We start from the raw sequence: 25,763 nt of genomic DNA, 5'->3' as shown, positions 1-25,763 counted from the left end.
TATAAATTTATTACACGTTAATCGTTACCACATATCCTTCAGAACCACGGATATTGAAAACTGTTCCACCTTCAAAAATAAGATATTGTCCTTTTATGCCTGTGAGTTTTCCTTGAAACTGAGGCGTTTTATCTAAACTTAAACTGTTTACTTTATTTGGATATTCTAAAACGGGGTAGTGCATTTCATATAAATCATTCTTCTGCGAATAAAAATATTCTTGTACTTCCGTAGGGATTAAATGTTCCACTTTCAATCTTTCGGCAATCAAATCAACCTGTTCAAAAGTATTTGTCAGCATTTTACGCCAATTTGTTTTATCGGCATAATGACTCTTCAAGGCAACTTCGGTAATTCCTGCCAAGTATCTATTGGGAACTTCAACAATCGAAATCGCTTGATTTGCACCTTGGTCAATCCAACGGGTCGGCATTTGCGTTTTTCTGGTCACTCCTACTTTGACTTCGCTGGACAAAGCCAGATACACAATATGCGGTTGCAATTGTACTTTTTCTTCATACGCCAAATCCCTATCCTGAATTCCAAGATGCGCAGTACTCAACTCCGGTTTCATAATCCAATCACCAACAGCCGCGCTGGAATAGAAGCAATCATAACAAAATCCTTGTCGGAATATTTTTTTCTTCTTTCCGCAATTCAAACATTGGAATCCTCCAAAATTAATTTCGATTTCTTTATTCAGTAATTGATTTACATTCAAAAAACTATTTTCAAAAACCAAGTAATATTGAATTGGGTTTCCAAATTCAGTCTGCATTTTTGTAAGTACACCTTCGTAAGTCATTGTGATTAAAGTTTCCCGTTTAACGCTACTAGTTAAACAAATTTTGTTATTTTTGGTAAAGTTATAACTCACAATTCATAATTCATAATTTAAAAATGCCTTTAACCATAATCAATTCATTTGCTTCTTGGGTTCTCAAACAACGAATCCATCAGATCGAACTTTTCTTGAAATATCCTAATGAAGTTCAGGAAGAATTGCTTATGAATTTAATTCAGTCTTCAAAAAATACGGTTTTAGGCAAAAAATATGAATATTCGTCGATACATTCCTACGCCACTTTTGCCGAAAGAATTCCAGTTTCTACTTACGAAGAATTACAGCCGCTCATTGAAAGAACCCGCAAAGGAGAACAAAATGTTTTTTGGGAAACACCTATAAAATGGTTTGCCAAATCAAGCGGAACAACCAATGCCAAAAGTAAATTTATTCCGGTAAGCAATGAAGCCTTGGAAGATTGTCATTATAAAGGCAGTAAGGATTTGTTGTGCTTGTATTTAAATAACAACGAAGATTCAGAACTGTTTCTTGGAAAAAGTCTGCGTCTTGGTGGAAGTTCGCAAATCTATGAAGACAACAATACGTTTTTTGGGGATTTATCAGCCATATTGATTGAAAACATGCCCATTTGGGCAGAGTTTAGCAGTACGCCAAGCAACAAGATTTCTCTGATGAGCGAATGGGAAACCAAAATTGCCGCAATTATCAACGAAACAAAAAACGAAAATGTAACCAGTTTTGCCGGAGTTCCTTCCTGGATGTTAGTTTTAATGAATAAAATGCTGGAAGAAACCGGAAAGGGAAATTTATTTGAACTTTGGCCTAACCTGGAAGTCTACTTTCACGGCGGCGTTAATTTTGAACCGTACCGAGACCAATACAAAAAAATACTACCTAAAAAAGAGTTTAAATATTACGAAATATACAATGCCTCCGAAGGATTTTTTGCCATTCAAGACCTCAATAATTCCAGCGATTTATTATTAATGTTGGATTACGGAATTTTTTACGAATTTATTCCGATGGATACTTTTGGGACATCCGATCAAAAAGTGATTCGCTTAGCTGATGTGGAATTGTTCAAAAATTATGCTGTGGTCATTACCACCAATTCCGGTTTGTGGCGTTATTTGATAGGCGATACTGTTCGTTTTACTTCATTAGACCCCTATAGAATTAGGGTCACGGGCAGAACAAAACATCACATTAATGTTTTTGGCGAAGAGTTAATGGTCGAAAATACGGATCAGGCTATCGCCAAAGCGTGCAAAATGACTAAAATGGAAGTTGTTGATTACACGGTTGCACCTATCTTCATGGAAGGCAAAGAAAAAGGCGCCCATGAATGGATGATTGAATTTAAAGAGAATCCAGCTGATGTATCTCAATTCCAGAAAGCATTGGATGAATCAATCCAGTCACTAAATTCAGATTACGAAGCGAAACGCTACAATAACATGACGTTGAATCCGCTAATAATAAATGTAGCGCGAAAAAATTTGTTTTATGATTGGTTAAAGGGAAAAAACAAACTGGGCGGACAACATAAAATTCCAAGATTATCAAATCAAAGAGATTATTTGGAACAATTGAAAAGCATGCAGTTTCAAACCGTATAAAAAGTAAAGATGAAAAATACCTTCTACATCTTGATAACACTGGTTTTTCTTTATTCCTGCGGACCGCACAGAATGCGTTGTGGAGCCAAAGGAATTTGTAAATCTCCCGAAAAAAAAACATTGGAAATACCTGAAAAAACACCTACCATCAAGGCATAAAAAAGGCTGTCAAAAATTACTTTTTGAGATAGCCTCTTTTAGCATTATCATTTGCAGCCTAATCCTCATCCATCATATCAATATGCCTGTCGTGGTAGCCTAACAGGTATAAAACACCGTCGAGACCTAAGCTAGAGATTGAAGTAGCTGCATTTTCTTTAACTGTTGGTTTGGCATGAAAAGCGATTCCTAACCCTGCCAGGTTCAACATCGGTAAATCATTTGCACCGTCACCCACAGCAATGGTTTGATTGATATTTATTCCTTCTTTATCCGCAATAGCTTTCAGATATTCGGCTTTCTTTTGTCCATCAACAATTTCACCCAAATATTTTCCCGTCAATTTACCGTCTATAATCTCCAATTCATTGGCATGAACGTAATCAATTCCTAATTCCTTTTGCAAATAATGTCCAAAGTAGGTGAATCCGCCCGATAAAATTGCGGTTTTATATCCGTAATATTTTAAGGCCTTCATCAAGCGATGCGCTCCTTTTGTTATGGGCAAATTTTCAGCAACTGTTTGTAGCACATCTTCACTTAGGCCTTCTAACAAAGCCATACGTTGTTTAAAACTTTCACTAAAATCAATTTCGCCATTCATAGCCGATTCAGTAATGGCTCTAACTTCTTCGCCAACACCTGCTAATTCTGCTAATTCATCAATTACTTCCGTTTGAATTAAGGTAGAATCCATATCAAAACACACCAAACGTCTGTTTCTTCGATACATATTGTCTTCTTGGAAAGAGATATCCACATCTAGAGTTCTGGAAATTTCCATAAAACTAGCTGTCATTGACGTTTTATCAACAATATTACCCGTTACAGATAATTGTACACAAGAACGAGGATATTCTTCTTTTTCAACTACAGAAATTCTTCCGGTTAATCTTATAATAGAATCAATATTTAAATTTTGGTCTGACATTATTTTGGTCACAGCCGCCAATTGTACAGCTGTTAATGTTTCTCCCAAAACATTGATGATGTAGCGTTGTTTGCGTTGTGCTTTTACCCAAATTTCGTAATCCGGAATAGAAATTGGAATAAAGTTAACCTTGATCCCCAATTCATAGGCTTTGAACAATAAATCTTTCAAAACAGGCGCCGAATTAGACCCTGCTTGTATTTCAAATAAAATACCCAAAGAGAGCGTATCATGGATATCGGCTTGACCAATATCTAAAATAATGGCATCATAAGTCGCTAATATGGATGTTAAACCAGCTGTTACTCCTGGTTTATCCTGACCAGAAACTTTTAACAAAATAATCTCTTTATCTTCTATTGCCATTTTTATTACTATTGATTTACAAGGCGCAAAAATCGACAATCTATTGCTTATAAAAAAGAATATCCCGTATTTTTTCACAAAGAGAAAAAGGAAGTTTGAATTCCTCATCCCAACCCTCTCCAAAGGAGCCGGAGCCGAAACTGGGATAAAGTACTCATTAATGATCTTGCTTTATCAGCAAGACTCTAGATTAGAATAACCATATTGCCCACAAAAAACCTGTTCAAATAAATGAACAGGTTTATATTTATGAGAAAAACACAATTCACGAGTACACCAGAATTTGTTTTTAATGCTAATTATTTTTCGTTTTCATCAAAATTCATCATCCAATTGATTCCAAATTTATCTACAAACATTCCAAAATAAGCACCCCAAAAGGTTTGATTCATTGGCATCGTTACCGTTCCTTCTGTCGAAAGTCCGTTAAACAATTTATCAGCCTCTTCTTTACTCTTAGCATTGATTGAAAGTGAAACGTTTTGTCCAAAAGCAACTTCCCCACTTGCTGAATTACTGTCGCTTCCCATTAATACGGATCCATAACCTATTGGCAATGTAACATGCATGATTTTATTTCCATCAGCTTCAGAAAGCACGGGATTCCCTTCTGCCGGCGGCATATCTTTAAACTTTCCAAGATAAGGGAATTCACCACCAAATACAGATTGATAGAATAGGAATGCTTCTTCGCAATTTCCATTAAAAATTAAATACGGGTTAATTGACGCCATAATAGTATTTTAAGATTAATATATTATTTTACTTCTGAAAGTTTCTTTACCAAATCTAACGCTTTTGGTAAGGTAGTTTTGAAATAATCGACATATTTTTCAACTGAATCCATTTTAGCTTCTAAAACAGTCAGACCATTATTTTCTATCAAACGATAGGTTTCCATAGCACCAGACCATTCTTGAGTCGCATCATCAACAGGCATTTCCTTAAAATTTTTGATTTCACCTAAATGTTTAAAAGCGATGTATTCCTTATCAATTTTCTTGTAAATAATGCTATTCATTCCATCCCCATTTGGAGATAAAAAATGAATTTTACTACCTTCTTTCCAATCGCTTATCGCATAACTCCCTTCACAAAAAACGGATACCCATTGTTTGTATGTTTCTTCATTCCATAAAACGTCCCAAACCTTTTCTTTCGGAGCATTGATCTCGATTTTAAATTCCAATGTTGTCATTTTGTGTCTTTTTAGATTAACTTAAAACTATTATTTTGGTACTTTACTAAAATCCATATATAACATATTCCAGCGATGTCCGTCTCGATCCGCAAAGCCACAACCATACATCCAACCTAGGTTTTCGGCTGGCTTGGCGAAAACAGTCCCTCCGGCTTCTTCCACTTTCTTTGCGAATTCATCAACTTCTTCTTTACTTTCTGCATCAATAGAAATTAGAATCTCTGAGCTTACCGTAGCATCTGTAACCTTATTTTGAATACAGCTTGCAAATTGAGTTTCTTCAAAAAGCATAACCACAAAATTAGTTTCTCCGACTAACAGACATGTTGAGTGCGACGTATCGTACTGCTCATTAAACGAAAAACCAATCTCAAAAAAGAATTTTTTTGAGATTTCAATATTTTTAACGGCTAGATTAAGCCAAACTTTTTTTATCATCTTTCTCTATATTTAGAACTATTTTTTAAAGTTATCCAAAATTGCCTACCAACCTTAATTTGCAATGCTTCAGAATTTTCTATTTCGGAGCCAAAATTTTTAACTATAAATTTACAAATTATTTAAACTTCGTTTTGATTTTATAATCAAAAAAAATAGGACTTTGAAGAAGTAGCAGAAAAAATAATTCATAAAAAAAACCTGCTCAAATGAATGAACAGGTTTAGTATTTATGAGAAAAATAGAATCTTTATGATGCAATCTCCAAACGTTTCAATAAATTTTTATTCAACGTTTCTTTTGCATAATCTACGTCAATTTCTAATATTTTTTCATCAGAACTTGGCAATTCATACATCGCGTCAGTTAAGATAGCTTCGCATAAAGAACGCAATCCACGAGCTCCTAATTTGTATTCTAGTGCTTTATCAACAATAAAATCCAATGCTGCATTTGTAATGGTAAATTCAACATCGTCCATTAAAAACAACTTCTCGTATTGCTTGATTAACGCATTTTTAGGTTGTGTTAATATTGCACGCAAAGTTTCTCTGTCTAAAGGATCCATGTGTGTCAAAACTGGCAAACGACCAATAATCTCCGGAATCAATCCAAAATCTTTGATATCCTTTGGAATAATGTATTGCAACAAATTGTCTTTGTCAATATTGTCCACATTTTTAGAAGTAGAATAACCTACGGCTTGGCGGTTCAATCGTTTCGAAATAATTCGTTCGATTCCATCAAAAGCACCACCGGCGATAAACAAAATGTTTTGTGTATTTACCTCTACAAATTTTTGGTCCGGATGCTTGCGTCCTCCTTTTGGTGGCACATTCACAACGGTTCCTTCCAATAATTTCAATAATGCTTGCTGCACACCTTCCCCAGAAACGTCACGCGTAATAGACGGATTGTCACTTTTACGTGCAATTTTATCTATTTCGTCAATGAATACAATTCCACGTTCGGCTTTGGCTACATCATAATCAGCAGCTTGTAAAAGACGCGTCAAAATACTTTCGACATCTTCCCCAACATAACCTGCTTCTGTTAAAACGGTCGCATCAACAATAGCCAAAGGCACATCCAACATTTTTGCAATGGTTTTAGCAACCAATGTTTTTCCTGTTCCTGTTTGTCCCACCATGATGATGTTACTTTTTTCAATCTCAACCTCATCGTCCAATTGCTGTTGCATCAAACGTTTGTAGTGATTGTAAACCGCAACCGACATTACTTTTTTAGTTTGGTCCTGTCCAATAACATATTGATCCAAGAACGCTCTGATTTCTTTTGGTTTCTTCAAAATCAAATCTCCAACCAGTTTTGAACTTCCGCTGGATTTTATTTCTTCAAGGACAATACCGTGCGCTTGTTCAATACATTTATCACAGATATGTGCATTGATACCAGCAATCAATAATTGGGTTTCTGGCTTCTTTCTTCCACAAAACGAACATTCTAATACTACTTTTGCCATTTTTATCGTCTAATGTCATACAGTCAAAAGTCGTAATGTCTGAGCAATGCTTTTGACTTTCCGACTTTTGACTTTCGACTAATAATTTATCCTCTTACTAAAACTTCATCAATCATTCCGTATGCTTTTGCTTCTTCGGCAATCATCCAATAATCACGCTCGCTATCTGTATGAACCTTATCGAAAGTTTGTCCGGAGTGGTGAGAGATAATTTTGTACAACTCATCTTTCAGTTTCAACATTTCACGTAAGTTGATTTCCATATCGGTAGCAACTCCTTGCGCTCCACCTGATGGTTGGTGAATCATTACTCGTGAATGTGGCAATGCCGAACGTTTTCCTGCAGCACCTGCACACAACAGCACTGCTCCCATAGAAGCTGCCATTCCGGTACAAATTGTCGCTACATCTGGTTTGATGTATTGCATCGTGTCATAAATTCCCAATCCTGCGTAAACGCTTCCTCCTGGAGAATTCAAATAAATTTGAATATCCTTAGAAGCATCAGCACTTTCAAGGAACAATAACTGTGCCTGAACGATGTTTGCGATTTGGTCATCTATTCCTGTTCCCAAGAATATAATTCTGTCCATCATCAATCTGGAAAATACGTCTAATTGTGAAATATTCAATTGACGTTCTTCAATGATATAGGGAGTCATGTTTTTAGGAGTCATTGCACCTACGATTTTATCGTAATACATGGAGTTTACGCCGTGGTCCTTTGTAGCAAACTTTTTAAATTCTTTACCGTAGTTCATATTTTTTTGTTCTAAGTTTTAAGTAATATCTTGTGATTCGGTTTAATGCAAAGGTCATACCTCTTTACAAATGATGTCAATATGTCTTATTTTTTAGCCCAGATAAAAGTAAAAAGCTTTTTGAATTCCGTTTTTTAGTTTTTTTATGCTTGCAAAGCGACTGGAAGAAGCTCTTGTAGCATAAAAAAAACTTAAACGGAAGAAAAAACTTGCAACGGATAGCTGGATTAGCTCCTGAAATTAATTCAAATAAAAGAGCGCCAAAAAAATTATTCTTTTGACGCTCAAATATACTTATTTTTTTAGAAATTATTCTCCGTATGAAGCGGCAATAAATTCGTCGTAAGTTACTTCTTTAGTAGTAGGATTTGCTTTCTCTTTGAACAATTCCAATAATTTCTCAGCAACAACTTGGTCCGAAAGTCTTTTTACTTCGTCTTGATTTGACAAAACTCTTGCAACAATTGCTTGAACTTCTTCGTCAGTAGGATTTGTTTGCCCGAATTGCGCCATTTGTTGTTTGATTGATTTTGTAGTGAATGTTTTCAAGTCTTCAAAAGTTATTTTGATGTCGCTTGAAGCCATTGCTCTACCTTCGATTAACTGAAAACGCAATCCTCTTTCTGATCTTGTATATTCTACTTCAGCTTCTTCAGGAGACAATTTTTTCTCTCCAACCGTTTGCAACCATTTTTTCAAGAATTCAGATGGCAAGTCGAATTTTGTATTTTCGATCAAGAAATCCTGAACATCAGCCAATAATTTTTGGTCAGCTTGTTGTGCAAATTGAGTCTCAGCGTCTTCTTTGATTTTTGCTTTCAATTCTTCAAGTGAAGCAACAGTTCCTGCTCCAAAAAGTTTGTCAAACAATTCTTGGTTCAATTCAGCCAATTCAGCTGTATTGATCGCTTCGATTGTGAAATCTACATTAACTTCTAATCCGTGAACGTCATCATGACTTACTTTCATAACATCCATCAATTGATGATCGTCTTCAAATAAACCTTTAGTATTTACAGTCACTACATCACCTACTTTTTTACCAATGAATAAATCAAAAGTAGCTTTGTCTTTGAAAAGATCAGCAGCAATAGTAGTAGCGTTGTTAATTCCTTTTTCTTCGTTTGTGAAAGTTCCAGTAATATCAGAATCTGCAGCAACAACTTCTTGAGGAATTGCAGTTCCAAATTGTTTTTGGATTCTTTCCACTTGACCGTCAACTAATTTAGCATCAGCTGAAACTACATATTTCACAATGTCGTTTGTAGCTTCTAAATCCAATACGAAGTTTGGCACTAAACCAATTTCATATTCGAAAACCAATTCTTCAGCATCCCAAGAAAAATGCTCATCTACTTTAGGAAGTGGCGTTCCAAGAAGATTTAATCTTTCTGATTGTACGAAACGCTCTAAAGCCAAATCAACCACTTTTTGAACTTCTTCTTGTTTGATTGCTTTACCGTATTGTTTTTCAACAAGATCTTTAGGCACCGCTCCTTTTCTAAATCCCTTAACTGTTGCCAAAGGCATTTTTTCGTTTATTCTTTTTGCTACTTGTCCTTTGTAATCCATGTGAACAACAGTCATTACAATTGTTTCATTCACAGCGTCTATTGCTACTCTTTTGATATCCATCTTCTTCTTTAATTTACATAATAAAATTGGATTGCAAAATTATAAAATTTTTCCAACCCAAACAAGCATTTTACCATTTTGAATTTTAGGCAGTTATTTGACAAAATTACAGGCCAGAAAAGGAAAATAATTTGGGCGTGTCCCTCCGTAAAAACTGCGGGTCAGGCTGAACGTTCCCGCTTTTTATCGCCTGCAAAAAAAAAGGCAGCCTATAAAAGAGCTCCACTGCCATCCTTCACGCGGCTTGAGGTATGCGACAATAAAATCTCTTTGATAATTTGTAATAATTTATTTATATATTTGAAATTAAATAAACATTGACGCTTATCAGACAAAGCAACCCAATTTAGGGTAGATAAGTCGGACGCTATCAGACCAATATACAAGTTGCCATCAATACATAAAACCAAAATGAAACATATGAAACAACTATTTACATTTTTAGCATGTGCAATTTTTACAACTTCTTTCGGACAAACCGCAGACGAATATCTAAAAAGTGGAATTGAGAAACATAACTCAAAAGACTATGAAGGTGCAATTAAAGAATATAGTAAAGCGATCAAAGCGGATAAAGATTTAAAAGTTGGGTATTATAATCGTGGAGTTTGCGAACTTGGATTAAAAGATTTTAAGTCGGCAAAGAAAGACTTTGACAAAACAATTGATCTTGACCCGACTTTTATAAAAGCATTTTATAGTAGAGCGAGCGTTTATGTAAGTCAAGAAAAATATAAAGAAGCCTTGCCTGACCTTGACAAAACAATAGAAATTGACCAAAAATTTCCAAATGCTTTAACTTTACGTGGACAAATTAGAGCCCAAATAGGAAACAAAAATGGTGCTTGTTCAGATTTTAATAAAGCAAAAGAAATTGGAGATAAACAAGCTGATAGATATTTAAGTCAGTTTTGTGGTAATGAACAACAAGATGGTGAATCTTTATCTCTTCATTGGCCAGAAAGCGAAAACTGGAAAATTGGAAGCAACCAAGAAAACGATGAGATGACAATGCTTGAATTAATCCCTTCAAATGAAACCTTTGATAATTGGACAGAAATTGGAACCATGATATCTATAAAAGGCGCAAAAAATATACCGATGGATAAAGCAATGGCAATGCAATTTGAAAGGTTAAAAGAAAGCTCTCCAAAAGCTAAATTAACATTTATTGAAAAAGATGAAAGTGTAGAATATCCTTGGATAATTTTCACAATCGAAAGTCCTAAATCTAAAGACTACAAAAATCCCGAATCTCAACTTTGGTACATAACGCAAGGCAAAACATCATTATACATAAATTTTAGAGCGGTTAAAGAATCTACAGTGCCCGCAAACTTAAAAGACAAATGGATTAATTTTTTTAAGACTACAAAAATCATATATCAATAGTATAAATTATACTGCTGGCTACTACAACGGATTTGATCAATTGGCTTAATTTAGGACTAAACCACTTTAGCATGAGAACGTTGACAGAATATAAAAGCCACTAAACTACTCAAAATAAATTTCATAAAATTGCTATAAACGCTGAATCTGAACTAAAATTATGAAAAAAAATACTTTACTGATTGCACTTTTTTTACTGACGGGAATCACTTACGGACAAACTGCTCAATGGGCGAGGGCAACCGGTGGTCCAGACCAATTAGACATTGGTTCCAATATTCTGGCTGATACAAACGGAAATACCTATGCTTCGGGAATTTTCAGACAAACGACCAATTTCGATTCCGGAAATACAAATATTACTGAGGTAGCGATGCAATATGGTGACGTATATGTTCAAAAATTGAGTCCTACAGGAAGCTTGCTTTGGGTTAAAGTTTTCAAGAACGAAATGCGCATGGAGTCATCGTATTTAACACTTGATGGCAGCAATAATCTGTACCTGACTTCACAATTTACAGGTTCCATTGACCTTAATCCGGGTAACGGAACCGATATCCATACGGTTGTTTCTCCCTATCCAAGTGCCTATGTTGTAAAATTAAGCAGCAGCGGCGAATACATCTGGGGCAAACATTTTCAATTTGGCTCGATAATTAATTCAGGAATAGAAACTACAGGAATAGAGATTGATAACGAAAACAACATCTTGCTCACAGGAGAATTTCAGAACAGTATAGATTTTGATTTTGGAAATACCATGCAAGTCAGTACAGCGACAGGACGCAACAATTTTATCATAAAAATAGATAAAGAAGGTGGCTTCATCTGGAATAAAATTTTCGCCTCAAACTTATACGGGCGATATAGAATTAATGACATTGCTACAGATTCTCAAAACAATATTATTTTGGCCGGTGGCACTTATGGAAATGTTTATCTCAATCCGCCGTCAGGAAATTATATTCAGTCTGATGTGAATTACCCTGATTTAGCTATTGTGAAGCTTGGCAGTAACGGCGATTTTATCTGGGCAAAAACTGCTCAAGGAACAATGGTTGGCAACAATAATTCAGCCGAACAAGCCAATGCAATTGCAATTGATGCGAATAATAATATTTATTTTTCAGGAAACTTCACCAACCATATCAATCTCGAACCTTCTAATACAACTTTTGTTCTGGATAGCGGTAGCAATGACAGCAGTCAATCGACACCATTTTTTGGGAAAATGAATTCAGAAAGTAATCTATTGTGGGCAAAAAAACTCGACGGAGGCATTTCTACCAATTCCAGTGGAAGAACAGCCTCAATTATTGATATCAATGATGACGGTCGTGTGTTCGTTGGTATGAATTATTTAGGAACATTCACTTATACCGTAAATGGCCTTGCAGGCAGTAACACTACTTATAATGACCCATCTCGGGGACAGCAAATGGGAATGTCATTGGCGGAAATCAGTCCATCAAACGGAAATTACCTCAATATGTATCACCTAAAAAACATATGGCATATTTGGTTTCATGGGTTAGATATTAGGAACAACTCGGCTTATATTTCAGGAAGGTTTAGCGCTACTTTGGATTTTGGAAATTCAGTCAGTATTACAACTGCAACTGGTGGTTATACCGGGCAAGATGATGCCTTTGCTGCTCAGATTTCATACAACACGTTAGGCATTGCTGAAAACGTGCAACTTTCTAATACAATTCTATTATTTCCAAATCCAGTACACAATCAATTGAATATTAATACAGATCATCAGAAAATCAAAAAAATAACACTTATTGATTTGACAGGAAAAAAATTAGGAAATATCCTGCCTTCTTTAAATGAAAGTATATATAATATAGATGTTTCACAATTAGCCTCGGGAACTTACTTTCTGACAATCTATACAGAAAAAGAAATCATTTCAAAGAAATTTTTGAAATTATAAGTTTTAAATTATTGGCTAAATTCGTAGTAAATGAAAACTAAAACCTCCCCAACTCCGCAAAGTGTTCATTCAAAGAATAATGTTGTCGTAAATGCTGCGAACGTATCTGACTATTATCTCATCTACAATAAGAACAGCTAAAACCGCTACTAAAAAAGCCTCAAAAAATAATTTTCGAGGCTTTTTAAGATTGTGTTTATGAATTGTAGCCCGTAGCGGAATCGAACCGCTCTTACATGGATGAAAACCATGCGTCCTAACCGATAGACGAACGGGCCTTATTTTTTTTATTCAGGTGCAAAAATAATACTATTTTTGAGACACACAAAGCCAAAACCAAAAACCTTCAAATAAAAACAGTCTCTATTGAACTCATAAATTGTAATCAATTCAGAACTAACAACTACCACAAATAAGTTTTTTTAAACATGTTCATTTTTCATGAAAAAAAGCTAAAGTCTAATGCGAATGTGTCGCTTGTGAAGACAAAGAATAAAAAAATAATCCTTAATTCACAGTTACTTTTATACTTTTGAAATTATAATTCAAACTAAATAGATTGACAGAGTGTTTAAAATATTTAATTTCACTCTTTCTGGCTTTTGGCCTGATGGTAAATGATGGTGCTTTAGATCCTCGAACGTAATTCTCAGAAGAGAATTAAACTATAAGGATTCGAAATCATATGTTTTCAATCAGACAAATTCGGCTGGAGAAACTTCATTCTTATTTCAATTAGCCTTCCACCAACTTCAAGATATTTATAGTCTTCAAATTCCGGTACTTCTAAAATTACAAACGCTGCTTTATCAAAAAGTAAGTTCATTTGCATCTCAATACATTTTTATAAATGAGACAATTACTTCAAGAAATTCCTATAAAAGTTTATACATAGCTTAGAAAATTCTTTCTACGTATTTATGCAATTCCATGCATAAAGAAAATACTAAATGTCTAATCATTTATCATTTGCAAAATGTGTAAACACAAAAATAAAATACGTTTAGAGCGATCTAAACGCACTATTCTTTGGGTTAAAAAAAATTATGCTAATTATTACTGCATTTACGATCGGAATGTCAAACGGAATGAACGTGCGGGATCATATGATTAACGGAAATCAAAATCACACAGAACAACATAAAAAAGATTGATTTAATTGTGTCTTACTGTTGTAGAATAGTAAGACACATTACAAAATTTTAGGATAATTTTTCCAGTTACTACACCCACACTTTCAGCCAAATCATTATGGCTGTTTTTTATTTTTAAGTTGAAAATCTATTTCAAATTAATTAAGAAGTCCCGTTCAAAATCATTTTCTTTTTCTATACTTATGAGCTGCCACTAATAATGCCAGCCCTAAAACGATTATTGAAAACCACCAAAAAATATGCATCCCCATAAACATGTAGGATCCCATGTGCATTTCTCCATTATCGTTATTCAACATAATTTTTTGTTTTAAAGGTTAAATGGAATCTTAATGACTCCACAGGGTGGATTTATAATTTACTCCGAATCAGTGAGGCACGATATAAACGTTTCACACTGTGAATTTAATAATTCACATTCAACCCAAAACCAAATCCCATATCGCTGTCATAATGCGTGGTAATTCCAAAATTTCTTTTAACAATATACCGCAACCCTGCCATGTATTCTCTATCCGTATTCCACATTAAATTCATTCTCAATCTTTTTGAAACCGGAATATCCATGCGTTCGAATTGAAATCTGACTTTTCCATCACTAAAAACTTCTGTTTGAAATTTCACTAGCATAGGCAGTGTGTATTCAACTCCTAAACTTGCAACCGCTCGTTTGTCTTTGGTACTTTCTTGACCAAAAAGATTTTTCTCCATCTCTCCATCTTTCATTTTTCGATACCTCCAATCAAAACCTACGAACGGCATCAGCCATTGCATTTTCCCGATGTATCTTCCAATATGCGTTTCAGTTTCATAACCATGATGGTCATTATACCCCAATCTCCATTCGGTGCCAATACTCCAACGTGTGTTTTGAATCATCAGCATTCCGTCATTTCCATTGGTCGCAAAATCATTTTCGGCCATTATATGAAAGGCTCTGTCATCAGCGAATAATTTACGCTGTGCTAACTTTGGATCTGGAATCAAAGGATTTGGCTCTTGATTTTCATAACTTAAAACCCTTCCCATTCCCGCCATCATGTGATAGAGGATATGGCAATGAAAAAACCAATCGCCTTTCACATTCGCATTAAACTCAATTGTATCGGTTTCCATTGGCATAATATCGATGATGTTTTTCAGTGGTGCGTATTCTTCTTGACCGTTCAGCACTCTGAAATCATGTCCGTGCAAGTGCATGGGATGGCGCATCATTGAGCCGTTGAAGAGCACAATTCGGACATTCTCTCCTTTTTTAATTAAAATTTTATCGGCTTCAGAAACTACTTTATTGTCCAGACTCCAAACATAGCGATTCATGTTTCCGGATAATTCAAATCGCAATTCTTTTACCGGTGCGTCTTTTGGCAAGGTTGTTTTAGTAGGTGATTTCAGCATTGCATAATTCAAGGTCGTAATATCTGAAAGTTCATTGCTGTTATAATCGGCTTCGGTCATTTTCATGTTGTCCTTTTTTACGGAAGAATCATCCATTTTCATTTTTCCCATATCGTGCGAAGAATGATCCATTTGAACTTCTTTTTGAGTTCCTTTTTTATCGTTTAAAGGTCCCGTAATTTCAGGATACATCACCACATTCATATCCATTTGATTCAATGACATTTTCATGCCCATATCGTCTAAATCTCCATTCATCTTCATCATTCCATTCATCATTTTCATTCCTTCAAAATACTTTAATTTAGGCATCGGTGTAATCAATTGCTTGATCCCATTCCCTAAATACAAGGAAGCAGATTTTGTTCGGTCCTCTGATGTCACTAAAAATTCAAACGCCGTTTTTTCAGCAGGAATAGTTACAACAACATCATACGTTTCAGAAACCGCAACAAGCAATCGATCGACTTCAACAGGCTCAACATCATTACCATCACTGGCCACCACCATAATTTTCCCTCCGGCATAGTTCAGCCAAAAATAAGTTGAAGCGCCACCATTGGCAATCCGCAGCCTCACTTTATCACCCGCTTTAAACTGCGAAAGTTGGCTTTCATTTTTGCCGTTGATCAGGAATTTATTGTAATACACGTCACTTACGTCCATGGCGTTCATTCTTTTCCATTCGTTGGTGACTTTTGTTTTGAAATGTCTTGCTTTTAGGGCTTCGGCATAGCTCTGGGTAGTTCCTTTTTGAATTGCGAACCAATCCGTGGCATTGTGCAACATCCGATGTACATTTTCCGGTTTCATATCTGTCCATTCACTCAAAATGATTGGAACTGTCGGTAAATCATCAATTCCTTCCCTAAAGGTTGTGTCTTCGTTTCTTTTGTTCATGATAAACAAACCATACATCCCAATTTGTTCCTGCAAACCGGTATGACTGTGATACCAGTGCGTTCCGTGCTGAATAATTGGAAACGTATATTTATGCGTGGTATGCGGTTTGATTGGCATTTGGGTCAAATTAGGCACGCCGTCTTCCTTATTTGGCAAAAATAATCCATGCCAATGCAACGAAGTTTCTTCATTTAATTCGTTATGCACATAAATTTCGGCAATATCGCCTTCGGTAAACGTAAGTGTCGGCATTGGGATTTGTCCGTTTACGGCAATCGCTCTTTTCGGTTTATCGCCAAAAGTTACCATTGTATCCCGAACGTATAAATCGTAACGAACGGTTCTTGGTGGCGCATTTTTAGCAGATCTTTTAACCGGTTCCGCTTTCATTTTAGTGTCATCTGCGGAAACATTTGTATGATTTTGATGTAAATCATTATTTACTGCTTTTGTTTGAATAGGATTTGCTTCTACAGGAGCTACTTTTGAAGCCTGGTATTTTTTAACGGTTTTTTTTAACGGTTTTGCTTTTTCCTTAATCAAATCCATACCGCATTTGGGGCATTTCCCCGGTTTAGTGGCATGAATTTCAGGATGCATTATACAGGTGTAGGTTTCAGGCTGCGTCTGCAAAATCTCTAGTCTCCTAGAAATATTTCCCTCAACCTTATTTTCTGCCTGCATAAAGGAGTAAAAAGTCAGGATGAAAGCTATCAGTGTTATTTTTTTCATTTTTATGGTTCTAAATTTTGAATTAATTATTTTCTTTTTCTAAATCGGTTCAACAGTACCAACATAAAAAGAAGCAGTACGATTATTAAAATTAACCAAAATGGATGCATTCCCATGAAAGAATATTCCCCCATATGCATTTCTCCGTTACCGTTATTCAACATGATTCTTTAGGATTATGGTTAAATTAAATATTAATGATGTGCTTTATGATCTTCTTTCTTTTCTGGTTTTTTATCCATCCCTTTCATTTTACTATTGTCCATTTTTTCTTTTTTCATTTTGTCCATCATTTTCATCATTTGTTCACTTCCCATCATCTCCTTACACATTCCAGCCATCATAGCATCATCCCCTTTTGATGACTCCATCAACTTTGACATCATACTTTTCATCATTTCGGGGTCATCCTTCATTCCTTTCATCATCTCAGACATCATAGCTTTCATCATTTCCGGATTTTCTTTCATCATTGCCATCATTCTAGCATGATTCTCTTTCATCATTTCTGGATTATTCTTCATCATTTCTGACATCATACTTTTCATCATTTCTGGATTTTCCTTCATCATTGTCATCATTTTTGCATGACTATCCTTCATCATTTCCTTTTCCTTCTCCTGCATCATCATCATACCACTTTTGCTATTCATAAGTATCCCCATCATCTCTTTAGACATACTTTCATTATTAGCAATCTCATTCATAATTTCCATTCTCTTATCTGATTTTGAGAGAACCTGATTAGTTGACTGGCAAGAATATAGAAGACCAATTAACCCAATCGATAATGCAATTTTTTGTGCTGTTTTCATGATATTGAATTTATTTGTTAAACCTACTAACCTTATAAAGATCCGCGCTTTAAAGCGAAATAAACTTGTTAAATTTTGAAAAAAATTATATAATTACTCTCTTTTGTTATTCGATAATAAAAGGCTAGCCAACTAACCGAATTTCATTCTTTCTTTATTTAATAGAAAATCACTTGCACTTTTTCTATTACGTTACGGTTACACCTTCATTTTGTTTTTTTACGAACAATTTCAACAGAACATTTTGCATGAAGTGCAACCGACTGTGAAACCGATCCTAATAAAAGACGCTCAACAAGACCATAACCATGTGACCCAAGAACGATTAAATCAGCACCAAACTTTTCGGCCTCATCAACAATAACAGTTTTAGGAACGCCCTCTATTGCCTGCGTTAAAACGGCAAGTTCAGGATTTTTATTTCTAATTATTTCCGCTGCTTCAGCTACAGACTTCTCTGCAAACTTCAAAGAATTCATATTAGCATTGTCGTAATATTCCGTTAAAACACCCATTGGAGCTACGTTCATGAGCCTATCTGCTTCATAAACGGAGATGATTTTTACTTTTGTATTTATGGGTAAAGGTCTACCGGCAAACTCTTTTACCATTGCCAGACTAAAAGGAGATCCATCTGTTGCTAAAATTATTTTCATTTGAGTATACTATTTATTGATAATCCGTAATTTGAAAAATACAATCCATTAAAATCGTACTATAAATTTAAGACAATTTCTACACATTCAGATGTGATTTTCTATATTTAAAACAACCAAAGCCTAATTTGCAACCAAGTATAATACAAGTTGTAATTCCAAAAAAAAATGCAACAACTTCTTTATTTAAAGCTTTAAACTTCGTAATCTTAATGCATTTGCAATGACAGAAACCGAACTAAAACTCATTGCCAAAGCGGCGATCATTGGCGAAAGTAAAACTCCAAAAAACGGATATAAAGCACCCGCAGCAATTGGAATTCCCAGCACATTATAAAAGAAAGCAAAAAATAAATTTTGCTTAATATTTTTCATCACGGCATGACTAAGTTTTTTGGCTTTTACTATACCTTGCAAATCGCCTTTTACCAACGTAATTTTAGCACTTTCGATGGCAACATCCGTTCCCGTTCCCATTGCAATTCCTATATCGGCTTGCGCCAAAGCCGGAGCATCGTTTATACCATCGCCTGCCATCGCAACAATTTTTCCTTCTCCTTGCAGTCGCTTAATTTCCTTAAGTTTGTCTTCCGGTAAACAGCCCGCTTTATAAGAGCTTAAATGCAACTCTTCAGCAACTGCTTTTGCCGTATTTTCATTGTCGCCGGTCAACATGATTACCTCAACTCCTTGACGTATCAACTCTTTGAGGGCTTCTACACTTGTTGCTTTTATAGCATCACTAATCGACACAAACCCCACTGCAATTCCGTCAACTGATATATAGGAAACAGTTTTACCTAATTTTTGCTCTGCGATAATCTGATTTTCCAGGTCTTCCGAAACCATAGCACTCACCTGTTCCATTAATTTTTTATTCCCAAGAGCTACTTTTTTGTTGGTTACCGTACCTGTAACCCCTTTCCCGGAAACTGCTTCAAAATCCTTTACTTCGATTAAAGCAACTCCTTTTGCTTTCGCAAAATTGACTACCGCTTGCGCCAAAGGATGTTCGCTGTACTGATTTAAAGAAGCGATGCTTTGCAATAAAGAATCATCATCATTATTAGTAGCGAAGATTTTTTCAACAGATGGTTTTCCTTCCGTAATTGTTCCTGTTTTATCCGTAATCAGAACATTTACTTTGTTCATATTTTCCAGTGCTTCCGCGTTTTTTATCAAAACACCAGATTGTGCTCCTTTCCCAACACCAACCATTACTGACATGGGGGTGGCTAATCCCAAAGCACAAGGACACGCAATAATTAATACCGCAATGGCATTGATAAATCCATAAACCATCGCTGGTTCCGGTCCAAATTTTGCCCAAACAAAAAAAGTTACTACAGAAACTACAACTACAATTGGGACAAAATATTTAGCGATACTATCCGCTAGCTTTTGAATGGGAGCTCTGGAACGACTGGCCTCATTTACCATCTTAACGATTTGCGAAAGCAAAGTTTCTGAACCTACTTTTTCGGCAATCATGACAAAGGACTTATTCCCGTTTATGGTTCCCGCTACAACATAATCATCGATTTTTTTATCAACGGGAATGGGTTCTCCAGAAATCATCGATTCATCAATCGTACTTTCTCCATCGGTAATTTTTCCATCAACCGGAATTTTATCTCCTGGTTTTACACGCAACAAATCTCCTTTTTTGATATCGTGAATGGAGATTACTTTATCAGCTCCATCGACTACCAAAGTGGCTTCGGTTGGTGCTAACTTCAATAATTCTTTTATCGCTCCACTGGTTTGACTGTGTGCTATGGCTTCTAAAAGTTGTCCTAACAAAACCAACGTTAAAATTACTGTTGTTGCTTCAAAATACAGCGAAACAGTTCCGTTATGTGTTTTGAATTCATCGGGAAAAACATCGGGAAAAAACATCCCAACTAAACTAAATAAAAATGCCACTCCCGTACCAATTCCGATAAGGGTAAACATATTGAGATTCCATGTAATAATAGATTTATAAGCTCGAATAAAAAACATCCAACACGCATAAAAAACTACCGGAAGCGATAAAATTAGTTGTACCCAATTCCATTTTGAAGCATCCATTATTTTCATTAATGGGTTATTTGGAATCATATCTGACATGGCAACAATAAAAATAGGAACCGTAAAAACTACAGCGATTTTCATTTTACGCACTAAGTCATCATAAACCTTATTTTCTTCAGCATCGGTCGGCTCCATTGGTACTAAATCCATTCCACAAATGGGACAAGAACCAGGACCTTCTTTGACAATTTCAGGATGCATCGGACAAGTGTACATCGTTTTACTACTTACTATCGTTGCTTCTTTAACCAAATCCATTCCGCAAACGGGACAATCTCCCGGTTTATCATAAACTTTCTCCCCCTCACAATGCATCGGGCAATAATATTTGCCTGGCACATTGCTGGGTAACGTTTCTAAAGATTTTTCTTGGGGCTTATTCGAACTGCAACACGATTTTTCTATTGATTTCTCCGTCGTTAAATGAGAATCAACCCCATTATTCATTTCTATTGTATATTTTCCAGCAGCTGTCAATGTCTCTTGTAATTGAGCAGTGGCAATATGTTTTTTCATTGTGATGGTTGCTAAAGGAGGATCTAAAGTAACTGTCGCTTGAACCCGATCAACAGCATTCAATGTTTTTTCAACTTTGGAACGACAACCGTCGCATGACATTCCAGTAACAGTATAAGTATGTATCATAAGATTATTTTGTGCGGGTGAATCAACTATTGTACAATTGTCATCTAATTTTGTGATGAAATACTATCTCTAGTTTGTTCTATCCAATTAATCAACACCTTTTTATTCTCCTGAGTAAGTATGGCATTTTTATGTATCAGTGTGTAAGACGCTAATGGCATTTCATCAGATTTAATTTGCTTAACAATTCGTTCTAATTTGTTTCCCTGCTTGCGTGGAGAATAATCGCCAAACGTACTGAAATTCAAGTTTTCTTTTCCTTCTTTAATATGACTATCCAAAAACATTCTCGCAGGTTGAATGTACGAGTACCACGGATATTCTGTGTTGTTACTGTGACAATCGTAACAAGAAGTTCGCAAAATAGTTTTTACATCAGCCGGAACAGCGTAAATTCTGGTGAAATGGCTGGGCAAAACCTGCCCGTAATCTAAATTGCGAGTAGGTTGATAAAATTGTATCAGCAAAAAAATAATAAAACCTAAAACGAATATTTTTTTGATACTAATTTTCATTTAGAATGTTTTTCTTACTGATCCGCAGGTAAGCATTTGGGAACCATAATATGGATTTTTAATTTCCTTAGTTTCACTTATCCAATACCCGCTTTTCCCTTCGTCATACATTGGACAATAATCCTGATACAATTTTTGGGTAGTCCCAAAAGTCTTTATCAAATCGTTTACGTCCTTGCTCAACATAGCAAAATGTTCTCTTTGATGCTCAATTTTTCCTGCATTGCTACCAATATGTTCCGCATGCTCTTTGGCATCATCGGCAATATCAATGTATTCCTTTTTCAATTTCGCATCCAGTGATTTTGAATCTAAAGTATTTAGCGTCACATATAAAGCTTTGCCGGCGTTTGCCGCTCCTTTCGAATCATCTTTCACAAATGCATTTTTCAGTTTTAGATAATTAGCGACGATTTCATTGATCGAAAAAGAAGATTGGGAAGCAGTTACTGCTGTTGTTTCTAGCTTAGTTTCAACAACCGTATTTGGGATAGTTTTTGTCGCTTGACTAACAGGCTCTGTCAATTCCATTCCACACTTAGAGCATGCCGCTCCTTTTTTTCCTGTAACTTCAGGATGCATGGAACAAGCGTATAAATCTGAGGAATTCGTTGTTTTTTCTATTTTTGTTTCTTCAGAAAGTTTTGTTTTTTGATTGCAAGCCGACATAGTTAATGCTATGATTAGGGATGATAAGAATACTTTTTTCATTTTAATATTTTTAGATTTATTTTTAATAGTAGCTTTATTTTTGTATTCAAAGTTCTTAAAATAATCCTTGTATGTTGTTGTATAATTTTGGATGAAAATTGTAAAATTTATAATTTATCAATTTGAAATCGCATGTTTTCTTTATTTTTTTTGAATTGACTTGGAGTAAAGCCTGTAATTTTTTTGAACTGATTGCTTAAATGTGCCACATCACTATAATTCAATTGAATTGCAATTTCACTTAGTGTTAACTCATTATACATTATTAGCTCCTTTACTTTTTCAATCTTTTGAGCAATAAAATAATGTTCTATAGTCTTACCCTCAACTTCGGAAAACGAGTTACTCAATACGTTATAATCTTGTCCTAATTGTTTCGATAAATAGTACGATAAATTGGTTTTTAGTTCAATGTCTTTACGATGCACCAAATCAACGATCAGATTCTTTATCCGCTCAATGGTGATCCTAATTTTATCTTCTAATAATTCGAAACCAAGTGCGCGTAACCTTTTTATAAGTATCTCTTTTTCATCATCTTTAAAATCGTCCAAAAATTCGACTTCTCCGAGTTGAACCGAAATAGCGTGAAGTCCAATTTTTTCAAGTTCAGACTTCACGACAATATTACAGCGATTGCATACCATATTTTTGATATAAATCTTCATTTTTATTTAATGGTTTCAACTGTCTTACCACAAGACAACATTTGTGAACCATAATATGGATTTTTAATTCCATTGTCTTTGCTCAACCAATTAGCACCTTTTCCTCCATTTGCCATTGGACAAAATTGATAAAAAACCGGCGTTTCATACTTAGCCACTTTGATCAAATCATACATGTTTTTTGATAATGACATAAAAACCATTCTTTGTTTTTTGATATCCTGTGTTTCAGAAACACTTTTAGTATCAGCGGTTAAATCTTTCATCACTTTCATCCAAACCATGTGAACATCCATAGCCAGCTTGTCCATTTTTACCCCATTTAAGGAAGTCAATAAATCTTTTGCCACTGAAGAAGCTACTTTTCCATCCGTTTTAACCAAGGCATCTTTTAATAAAAAGTAATTCTCAAAAACTGGTTTTAATTGATTTTCTGCTACTTGATCCTTTTTAGGTGTTTCTGCATGATTTTCATGATTTTCCATTCCTGCCATTTTTTTGGCCTGTTCGCGATCGCTCTCCTTTGTTTTCGCAAATCCTGTCACCGATACTTTAGCTTCACGCTCGTATTGGCAACAACCGGCAAGGCTGTTATAGGCAGCATCAGGAGCAAGGAATTTCTCGCTATCATAACCTGCCAAGGCAATACGTTTTAAGATTTCGTCCTGATTCGTTTTTGCTGAATCATAAGTCAAAGTAGCCATTTTGGTGTCTTTATCCCAATCTACCTGAGCTACTTTTTTTATATTTCCTGCTTTCTCTATGGTTGTTTCACACATTCCGCAATTCCCGTAAATTTTTACTGTTTCGGTTTTAGCATTTTTTATTTGTGCGTTCGCAATTGTCATTGAAAGCAATAGTGTAATTGCCATCAATATTTTTTTTATTGATTTCATTGTTTTAAATAATTTTGAAGTGAATGAGCCCCAATCAATATTGAAAAACTAGCATATTGCTACAATTCAAATTGAATCAGACTATAAATTTAATGATTTTAAAGGAGTTATGCTTTGAATTAGACCCAATAATGGCTGTCTAAATAGAAATTTAGCTTATTTTAGGTGGAAGCCAAATGGAACGGAAATCTGAAGAAATGAAGATTTCTGAATAATAATAATTTTGTTTCTCGGGTGAGAAACTAAAGAGTTGACTATTAAGTTCAACATAAGAAAGAGAAGACAAGGCCAAATTAACGACAGAACTGGTGCAAGAAACATGTTTGCATCCGCCGTTACAACCTTTATGACTTTTTGAACTTTTTTCCTTAGTACAGCAAGCCGATTTCTCGCTTTGCGAAGCAGCTTCTTTTTTACAACACGCTTTCTCTGGTTTTGTTCCACATGCAAAAGCTACGCTTGGCATCACAAAGAAACCAAGCATAACAAGTAGCATTATGTAAAACTTTTTTGTCATGATCTAACTTTTGCAAAAAACAAAGGTATTAAATAAACGGCTGTTGTTAATTTATTAACTCCTAATTACTTGTTAAAAAACCAATTACTTTCCTTCCCCCAATATCCCATTCATTATCGATTGTAACAACGACAATATAATACTAAAGATTAATGCTGTCCAAAAGGAATCAACATGAAAACCACCAACAATATGAGTGCACAATAATATAATCAATGCATTAATGACCAGCAAAAACAATCCCAGTGTCAGAATCGTCACTGGCAGCGTTAGTATTACCAATATTGGTTTGATAAATATGTTAAGTAAACCAAGAACTATAGCTACAACTAAAGCTGTAGTAAAACTAGCCACATGAACGCCCGGCATAAAGTGAGCAATAAGTAGTACCAAACCTGCTGTAATAAGGATTCTGAATAATAAATTCATACTTTTTGTTTTAAAATTTAAATAAATGTAAGAAAAATTTAAATCTGATTAATTTATTTTAAGAAAGAACTCGATATTTGATAAAAAAGGACTGGATTTTCCGCATGAAGCCAATGCCCTGCATTAGGAATCGTTTCAATAGTAAAATTAGGGAAATGCTGTTTTATGCCTTCAAAATCAGAGTCTAAAACATAATTTGAATTTTCACCACGGATGAATAATGTTGGTTTCTCAAAAACAGCATTTGGTGGCAACGGAACTCCTATTTCGTCCATTTTTTTATTGAAAACTTCCAAATTGAATCGGAAAGCGAGCTGCCCCGGTTCTTGCCAATATAAACTTTTCATTAGGAATTGTCTCGTTCCAAAATCAGGAATATATTGAGACATAATTTCCTCGACTTCGTTTCGAGTTGGTTTTTTGGAGAAATCAACCGCATTCAATCCCGCCAAAATATCCTGATGGTGCTGCGGATAAAATTTTGGTCCAATATCGGCAACAATCAATTTGTTTACTAATTCCGGATGCGTTGTCGCCACAAACATGGCTACTTTTCCACCCATGGAATGCCCGATTATATTTATGTTTTCTAAATTATTGGCATGGCAATACTCGAAAATATCCTGAACCATCATTTCATAACTAAATTCCTCCGAATGCAAGCTTCGGCCATGATTGCGCAAATCGATCATGTGAACTTGAAAACCTTCGGTTCCAAACTGAGTTCCTAGTGTTTTCCAATTATCCGACATTCCCAAAAAGCCGTGGAGAATTAAAAGTGGTTTGCCTGAACCTTCTATTTTTGAGTAGAGCATTTTGATTTTAGATTTTAGATTGCAGAATTACGTGCGTGAGGGATAGCAGTGGAAATCCTTTTTTAACATGAAACGATAGTGGAATGAAAAAAAGATTGCAA

Annotated in this window: 24 protein-coding genes and 1 tRNA gene; 4 read left to right on the top strand and 21 right to left on the bottom strand. The window is 35.2% G+C overall.

Annotated elements, in window-relative coordinates; genetic code table 11:
- Positions 1-10: 10 nt before the first annotated feature.
- Positions 11-805 (bottom strand): DUF2797 domain-containing protein, encoded by a 795-nt coding sequence (locus tag ACFX5D_RS00905; RefSeq protein ID WP_379856401.1) that lies wholly within the window; start codon positions 803-805, stop codon positions 11-13.
- A 95-nt stretch (positions 806-900) separates the two neighbouring features.
- On the opposite strand from ACFX5D_RS00905, the gene ACFX5D_RS00900 reads away from it, so the two are divergent.
- Together ACFX5D_RS00900 and ACFX5D_RS00895 are read left to right on the top strand one after the other, a co-directional pair.
- Positions 901-2,424 carry a GH3 auxin-responsive promoter family protein gene (locus ACFX5D_RS00900; protein WP_379856400.1) on the top strand — a complete coding sequence of 508 codons (1,524 nt, stop codon included), beginning with the start codon at positions 901-903 and terminating at the stop codon, positions 2,422-2,424.
- Between the two features lie 9 nt (positions 2,425-2,433).
- The gene (locus ACFX5D_RS00895; RefSeq protein WP_379856399.1) at positions 2,434-2,583 is read left to right on the top strand and encodes a hypothetical protein; all 150 of its coding nucleotides are present in this window, start codon (positions 2,434-2,436) and stop codon (positions 2,581-2,583) included.
- A 58-nt stretch (positions 2,584-2,641) separates the two neighbouring features.
- On the opposite strand, the gene serB is transcribed toward ACFX5D_RS00895, so the two are convergent.
- The 7 genes from serB to ACFX5D_RS00860 all read right to left on the bottom strand — a co-directional run bounded on the left by serB (position 2,642) and on the right by ACFX5D_RS00860 (position 9,398).
- A complete protein-coding gene (gene serB, locus ACFX5D_RS00890; protein ID WP_379856398.1) occupies positions 2,642-3,880 on the bottom strand; it encodes a phosphoserine phosphatase SerB in 1,239 nt (412 codons plus the stop codon).
- Positions 3,881-4,179: 299 nt separating this feature from the next.
- On the bottom strand, positions 4,180-4,614 hold the full coding sequence (locus tag ACFX5D_RS00885) for a VOC family protein (RefSeq protein ID WP_379856397.1): 435 nt from the start codon (positions 4,612-4,614) through the stop codon (positions 4,180-4,182).
- 23 nt (positions 4,615-4,637) lie between these two features.
- Positions 4,638-5,078 (bottom strand): SRPBCC family protein, encoded by a 441-nt coding sequence (locus tag ACFX5D_RS00880; protein ID WP_379856396.1) that lies wholly within the window; start codon positions 5,076-5,078, stop codon positions 4,638-4,640.
- A 30-nt stretch (positions 5,079-5,108) separates the two neighbouring features.
- Positions 5,109-5,519, bottom strand: coding sequence for a VOC family protein (locus ACFX5D_RS00875; RefSeq protein WP_379856395.1), 411 nt, complete (start codon positions 5,517-5,519; stop codon positions 5,109-5,111).
- A 250-nt stretch (positions 5,520-5,769) separates the two neighbouring features.
- A complete protein-coding gene (gene clpX / locus ACFX5D_RS00870; RefSeq protein ID WP_379856394.1) occupies positions 5,770-7,002 on the bottom strand; it encodes an ATP-dependent Clp protease ATP-binding subunit ClpX in 1,233 nt (410 codons plus the stop codon).
- Between the two features lie 86 nt (positions 7,003-7,088).
- Positions 7,089-7,763 carry an ATP-dependent Clp endopeptidase proteolytic subunit ClpP gene (gene clpP, locus ACFX5D_RS00865; protein WP_126458632.1) on the bottom strand — a complete coding sequence of 225 codons (675 nt, stop codon included), beginning with the start codon at positions 7,761-7,763 and terminating at the stop codon, positions 7,089-7,091.
- Positions 7,764-8,072: 309 nt separating this feature from the next.
- The gene (locus tag ACFX5D_RS00860; RefSeq protein ID WP_379856393.1) at positions 8,073-9,398 is read right to left on the bottom strand and encodes a trigger factor; all 1,326 of its coding nucleotides are present in this window, start codon (positions 9,396-9,398) and stop codon (positions 8,073-8,075) included.
- Positions 9,399-9,818: 420 nt separating this feature from the next.
- Here ACFX5D_RS00860 and ACFX5D_RS00855 point away from each other — a divergent pair, with 420 nt between their 5' ends.
- Both ACFX5D_RS00855 and ACFX5D_RS00850 read left to right on the top strand, forming a co-directional pair.
- On the top strand, positions 9,819-10,790 hold the full coding sequence (locus ACFX5D_RS00855) for a tetratricopeptide repeat protein (protein ID WP_379856392.1): 972 nt from the start codon (positions 9,819-9,821) through the stop codon (positions 10,788-10,790).
- A 160-nt stretch (positions 10,791-10,950) separates the two neighbouring features.
- On the top strand, positions 10,951-12,732 hold the full coding sequence (locus ACFX5D_RS00850) for a T9SS type A sorting domain-containing protein (protein ID WP_379856391.1): 1,782 nt from the start codon (positions 10,951-10,953) through the stop codon (positions 12,730-12,732).
- Positions 12,733-12,938: 206 nt separating this feature from the next.
- Here ACFX5D_RS00850 and ACFX5D_RS00845 read toward each other — a convergent pair.
- The 13 genes from ACFX5D_RS00845 to ACFX5D_RS00785 all read right to left on the bottom strand — a co-directional run bounded on the left by ACFX5D_RS00845 (position 12,939) and on the right by ACFX5D_RS00785 (position 25,662).
- Positions 12,939-13,010, bottom strand: a tRNA-Glu gene (locus ACFX5D_RS00845).
- A 1,037-nt stretch (positions 13,011-14,047) separates the two neighbouring features.
- Positions 14,048-14,185 (bottom strand): hypothetical protein, encoded by a 138-nt coding sequence (locus ACFX5D_RS00840; RefSeq protein WP_379856390.1) that lies wholly within the window; start codon positions 14,183-14,185, stop codon positions 14,048-14,050.
- A 106-nt stretch (positions 14,186-14,291) separates the two neighbouring features.
- Positions 14,292-16,919 (bottom strand): multicopper oxidase domain-containing protein, encoded by a 2,628-nt coding sequence (locus ACFX5D_RS00835; protein ID WP_379856389.1) that lies wholly within the window; start codon positions 16,917-16,919, stop codon positions 14,292-14,294.
- Between the two features lie 194 nt (positions 16,920-17,113).
- Positions 17,114-17,635, bottom strand: coding sequence for a membrane or secreted protein (locus tag ACFX5D_RS00830; protein WP_379856388.1), 522 nt, complete (start codon positions 17,633-17,635; stop codon positions 17,114-17,116).
- A 305-nt stretch (positions 17,636-17,940) separates the two neighbouring features.
- Positions 17,941-18,390 (bottom strand): universal stress protein, encoded by a 450-nt coding sequence (locus ACFX5D_RS00825; RefSeq protein WP_379856387.1) that lies wholly within the window; start codon positions 18,388-18,390, stop codon positions 17,941-17,943.
- Positions 18,391-18,576: 186 nt separating this feature from the next.
- Entirely contained in the window at positions 18,577-21,111 is a 2,535-nt protein-coding gene (locus tag ACFX5D_RS00820) for a heavy metal translocating P-type ATPase (RefSeq protein WP_379856386.1), read from the bottom strand.
- A gap of 44 nt (positions 21,112-21,155) precedes the next feature.
- Positions 21,156-21,626, bottom strand: coding sequence for a heme-binding domain-containing protein (locus tag ACFX5D_RS00815; protein ID WP_379856385.1), 471 nt, complete (start codon positions 21,624-21,626; stop codon positions 21,156-21,158).
- On the bottom strand, positions 21,627-22,337 hold the full coding sequence (locus ACFX5D_RS00810; protein ID WP_379856384.1) for a DUF3347 domain-containing protein: 711 nt from the start codon (positions 22,335-22,337) through the stop codon (positions 21,627-21,629).
- A 107-nt stretch (positions 22,338-22,444) separates the two neighbouring features.
- The gene (locus tag ACFX5D_RS00805; protein ID WP_379856383.1) at positions 22,445-23,005 is read right to left on the bottom strand and encodes a helix-turn-helix domain-containing protein; all 561 of its coding nucleotides are present in this window, start codon (positions 23,003-23,005) and stop codon (positions 22,445-22,447) included.
- Between the two features lie 2 nt (positions 23,006-23,007).
- The gene (locus ACFX5D_RS00800; RefSeq protein ID WP_379856382.1) at positions 23,008-23,901 is read right to left on the bottom strand and encodes a DUF3347 domain-containing protein; all 894 of its coding nucleotides are present in this window, start codon (positions 23,899-23,901) and stop codon (positions 23,008-23,010) included.
- Positions 23,902-24,052: 151 nt separating this feature from the next.
- Complete coding sequence (locus ACFX5D_RS00795) at positions 24,053-24,418, bottom strand: hypothetical protein (RefSeq protein WP_379856381.1); 366 nt, start codon at positions 24,416-24,418, stop codon at positions 24,053-24,055.
- 84 nt (positions 24,419-24,502) lie between these two features.
- Positions 24,503-24,847: a phage holin family protein gene (locus ACFX5D_RS00790; RefSeq protein WP_379856380.1), complete on the bottom strand. Its 345-nt coding sequence runs from the start codon at positions 24,845-24,847 to the stop codon at positions 24,503-24,505.
- Positions 24,848-24,900: 53 nt separating this feature from the next.
- Positions 24,901-25,662, bottom strand: coding sequence for an alpha/beta fold hydrolase (locus ACFX5D_RS00785; protein WP_379856379.1), 762 nt, complete (start codon positions 25,660-25,662; stop codon positions 24,901-24,903).
- Positions 25,663-25,763 lie beyond the last annotated feature (101 nt).

This window comes from Flavobacterium fructosi (assembly GCF_042787335.1).
GTDB classification, from domain to species: domain Bacteria; phylum Bacteroidota; class Bacteroidia; order Flavobacteriales; family Flavobacteriaceae; genus Flavobacterium; species Flavobacterium fructosi.
This window is presented reverse-complemented; position numbering and strand designations above follow the sequence as displayed.

Coding starts and splice junctions, on each gene's coding strand:
- ACFX5D_RS00905 (WP_379856401.1), bottom strand. CDS start 805: ATGACTTACGAAGGTGTACTTACAAAAATGCAGACTGAATTTGGAAAC.
- ACFX5D_RS00900 (WP_379856400.1), top strand. CDS start 901: ATGCCTTTAACCATAATCAATTCATTTGCTTCTTGGGTTCTCAAACAA.
- ACFX5D_RS00895 (WP_379856399.1), top strand. CDS start 2,434: ATGAAAAATACCTTCTACATCTTGATAACACTGGTTTTTCTTTATTCC.
- serB (WP_379856398.1), bottom strand. CDS start 3,880: ATGGCAATAGAAGATAAAGAGATTATTTTGTTAAAAGTTTCTGGTCAG.
- ACFX5D_RS00885 (WP_379856397.1), bottom strand. CDS start 4,614: ATGGCGTCAATTAACCCGTATTTAATTTTTAATGGAAATTGCGAAGAA.
- ACFX5D_RS00880 (WP_379856396.1), bottom strand. CDS start 5,078: ATGACAACATTGGAATTTAAAATCGAGATCAATGCTCCGAAAGAAAAG.
- ACFX5D_RS00875 (WP_379856395.1), bottom strand. CDS start 5,519: ATGATAAAAAAAGTTTGGCTTAATCTAGCCGTTAAAAATATTGAAATC.
- clpX (WP_379856394.1), bottom strand. CDS start 7,002: ATGGCAAAAGTAGTATTAGAATGTTCGTTTTGTGGAAGAAAGAAGCCA.
- clpP (WP_126458632.1), bottom strand. CDS start 7,763: ATGAACTACGGTAAAGAATTTAAAAAGTTTGCTACAAAGGACCACGGC.
- ACFX5D_RS00860 (WP_379856393.1), bottom strand. CDS start 9,398: ATGGATATCAAAAGAGTAGCAATAGACGCTGTGAATGAAACAATTGTA.
- ACFX5D_RS00855 (WP_379856392.1), top strand. CDS start 9,819: ATGAAACAACTATTTACATTTTTAGCATGTGCAATTTTTACAACTTCT.
- ACFX5D_RS00850 (WP_379856391.1), top strand. CDS start 10,951: ATGAAAAAAAATACTTTACTGATTGCACTTTTTTTACTGACGGGAATC.
- ACFX5D_RS00840 (WP_379856390.1), bottom strand. CDS start 14,185: ATGTTGAATAACGATAATGGAGAAATGCACATGGGATCCTACATGTTT.
- ACFX5D_RS00835 (WP_379856389.1), bottom strand. CDS start 16,919: ATGAAAAAAATAACACTGATAGCTTTCATCCTGACTTTTTACTCCTTT.
- ACFX5D_RS00830 (WP_379856388.1), bottom strand. CDS start 17,635: ATGGAAATTATGAATGAGATTGCTAATAATGAAAGTATGTCTAAAGAG.
- ACFX5D_RS00825 (WP_379856387.1), bottom strand. CDS start 18,390: ATGAAAATAATTTTAGCAACAGATGGATCTCCTTTTAGTCTGGCAATG.
- ACFX5D_RS00820 (WP_379856386.1), bottom strand. CDS start 21,111: ATGATACATACTTATACTGTTACTGGAATGTCATGCGACGGTTGTCGT.
- ACFX5D_RS00815 (WP_379856385.1), bottom strand. CDS start 21,626: ATGAAAATTAGTATCAAAAAAATATTCGTTTTAGGTTTTATTATTTTT.
- ACFX5D_RS00810 (WP_379856384.1), bottom strand. CDS start 22,337: ATGAAAAAAGTATTCTTATCATCCCTAATCATAGCATTAACTATGTCG.
- ACFX5D_RS00805 (WP_379856383.1), bottom strand. CDS start 23,005: ATGAAGATTTATATCAAAAATATGGTATGCAATCGCTGTAATATTGTC.
- ACFX5D_RS00800 (WP_379856382.1), bottom strand. CDS start 23,901: ATGAAATCAATAAAAAAAATATTGATGGCAATTACACTATTGCTTTCA.
- ACFX5D_RS00795 (WP_379856381.1), bottom strand. CDS start 24,418: ATGACAAAAAAGTTTTACATAATGCTACTTGTTATGCTTGGTTTCTTT.
- ACFX5D_RS00790 (WP_379856380.1), bottom strand. CDS start 24,847: ATGAATTTATTATTCAGAATCCTTATTACAGCAGGTTTGGTACTACTT.
- ACFX5D_RS00785 (WP_379856379.1), bottom strand. CDS start 25,662: ATGCTCTACTCAAAAATAGAAGGTTCAGGCAAACCACTTTTAATTCTC.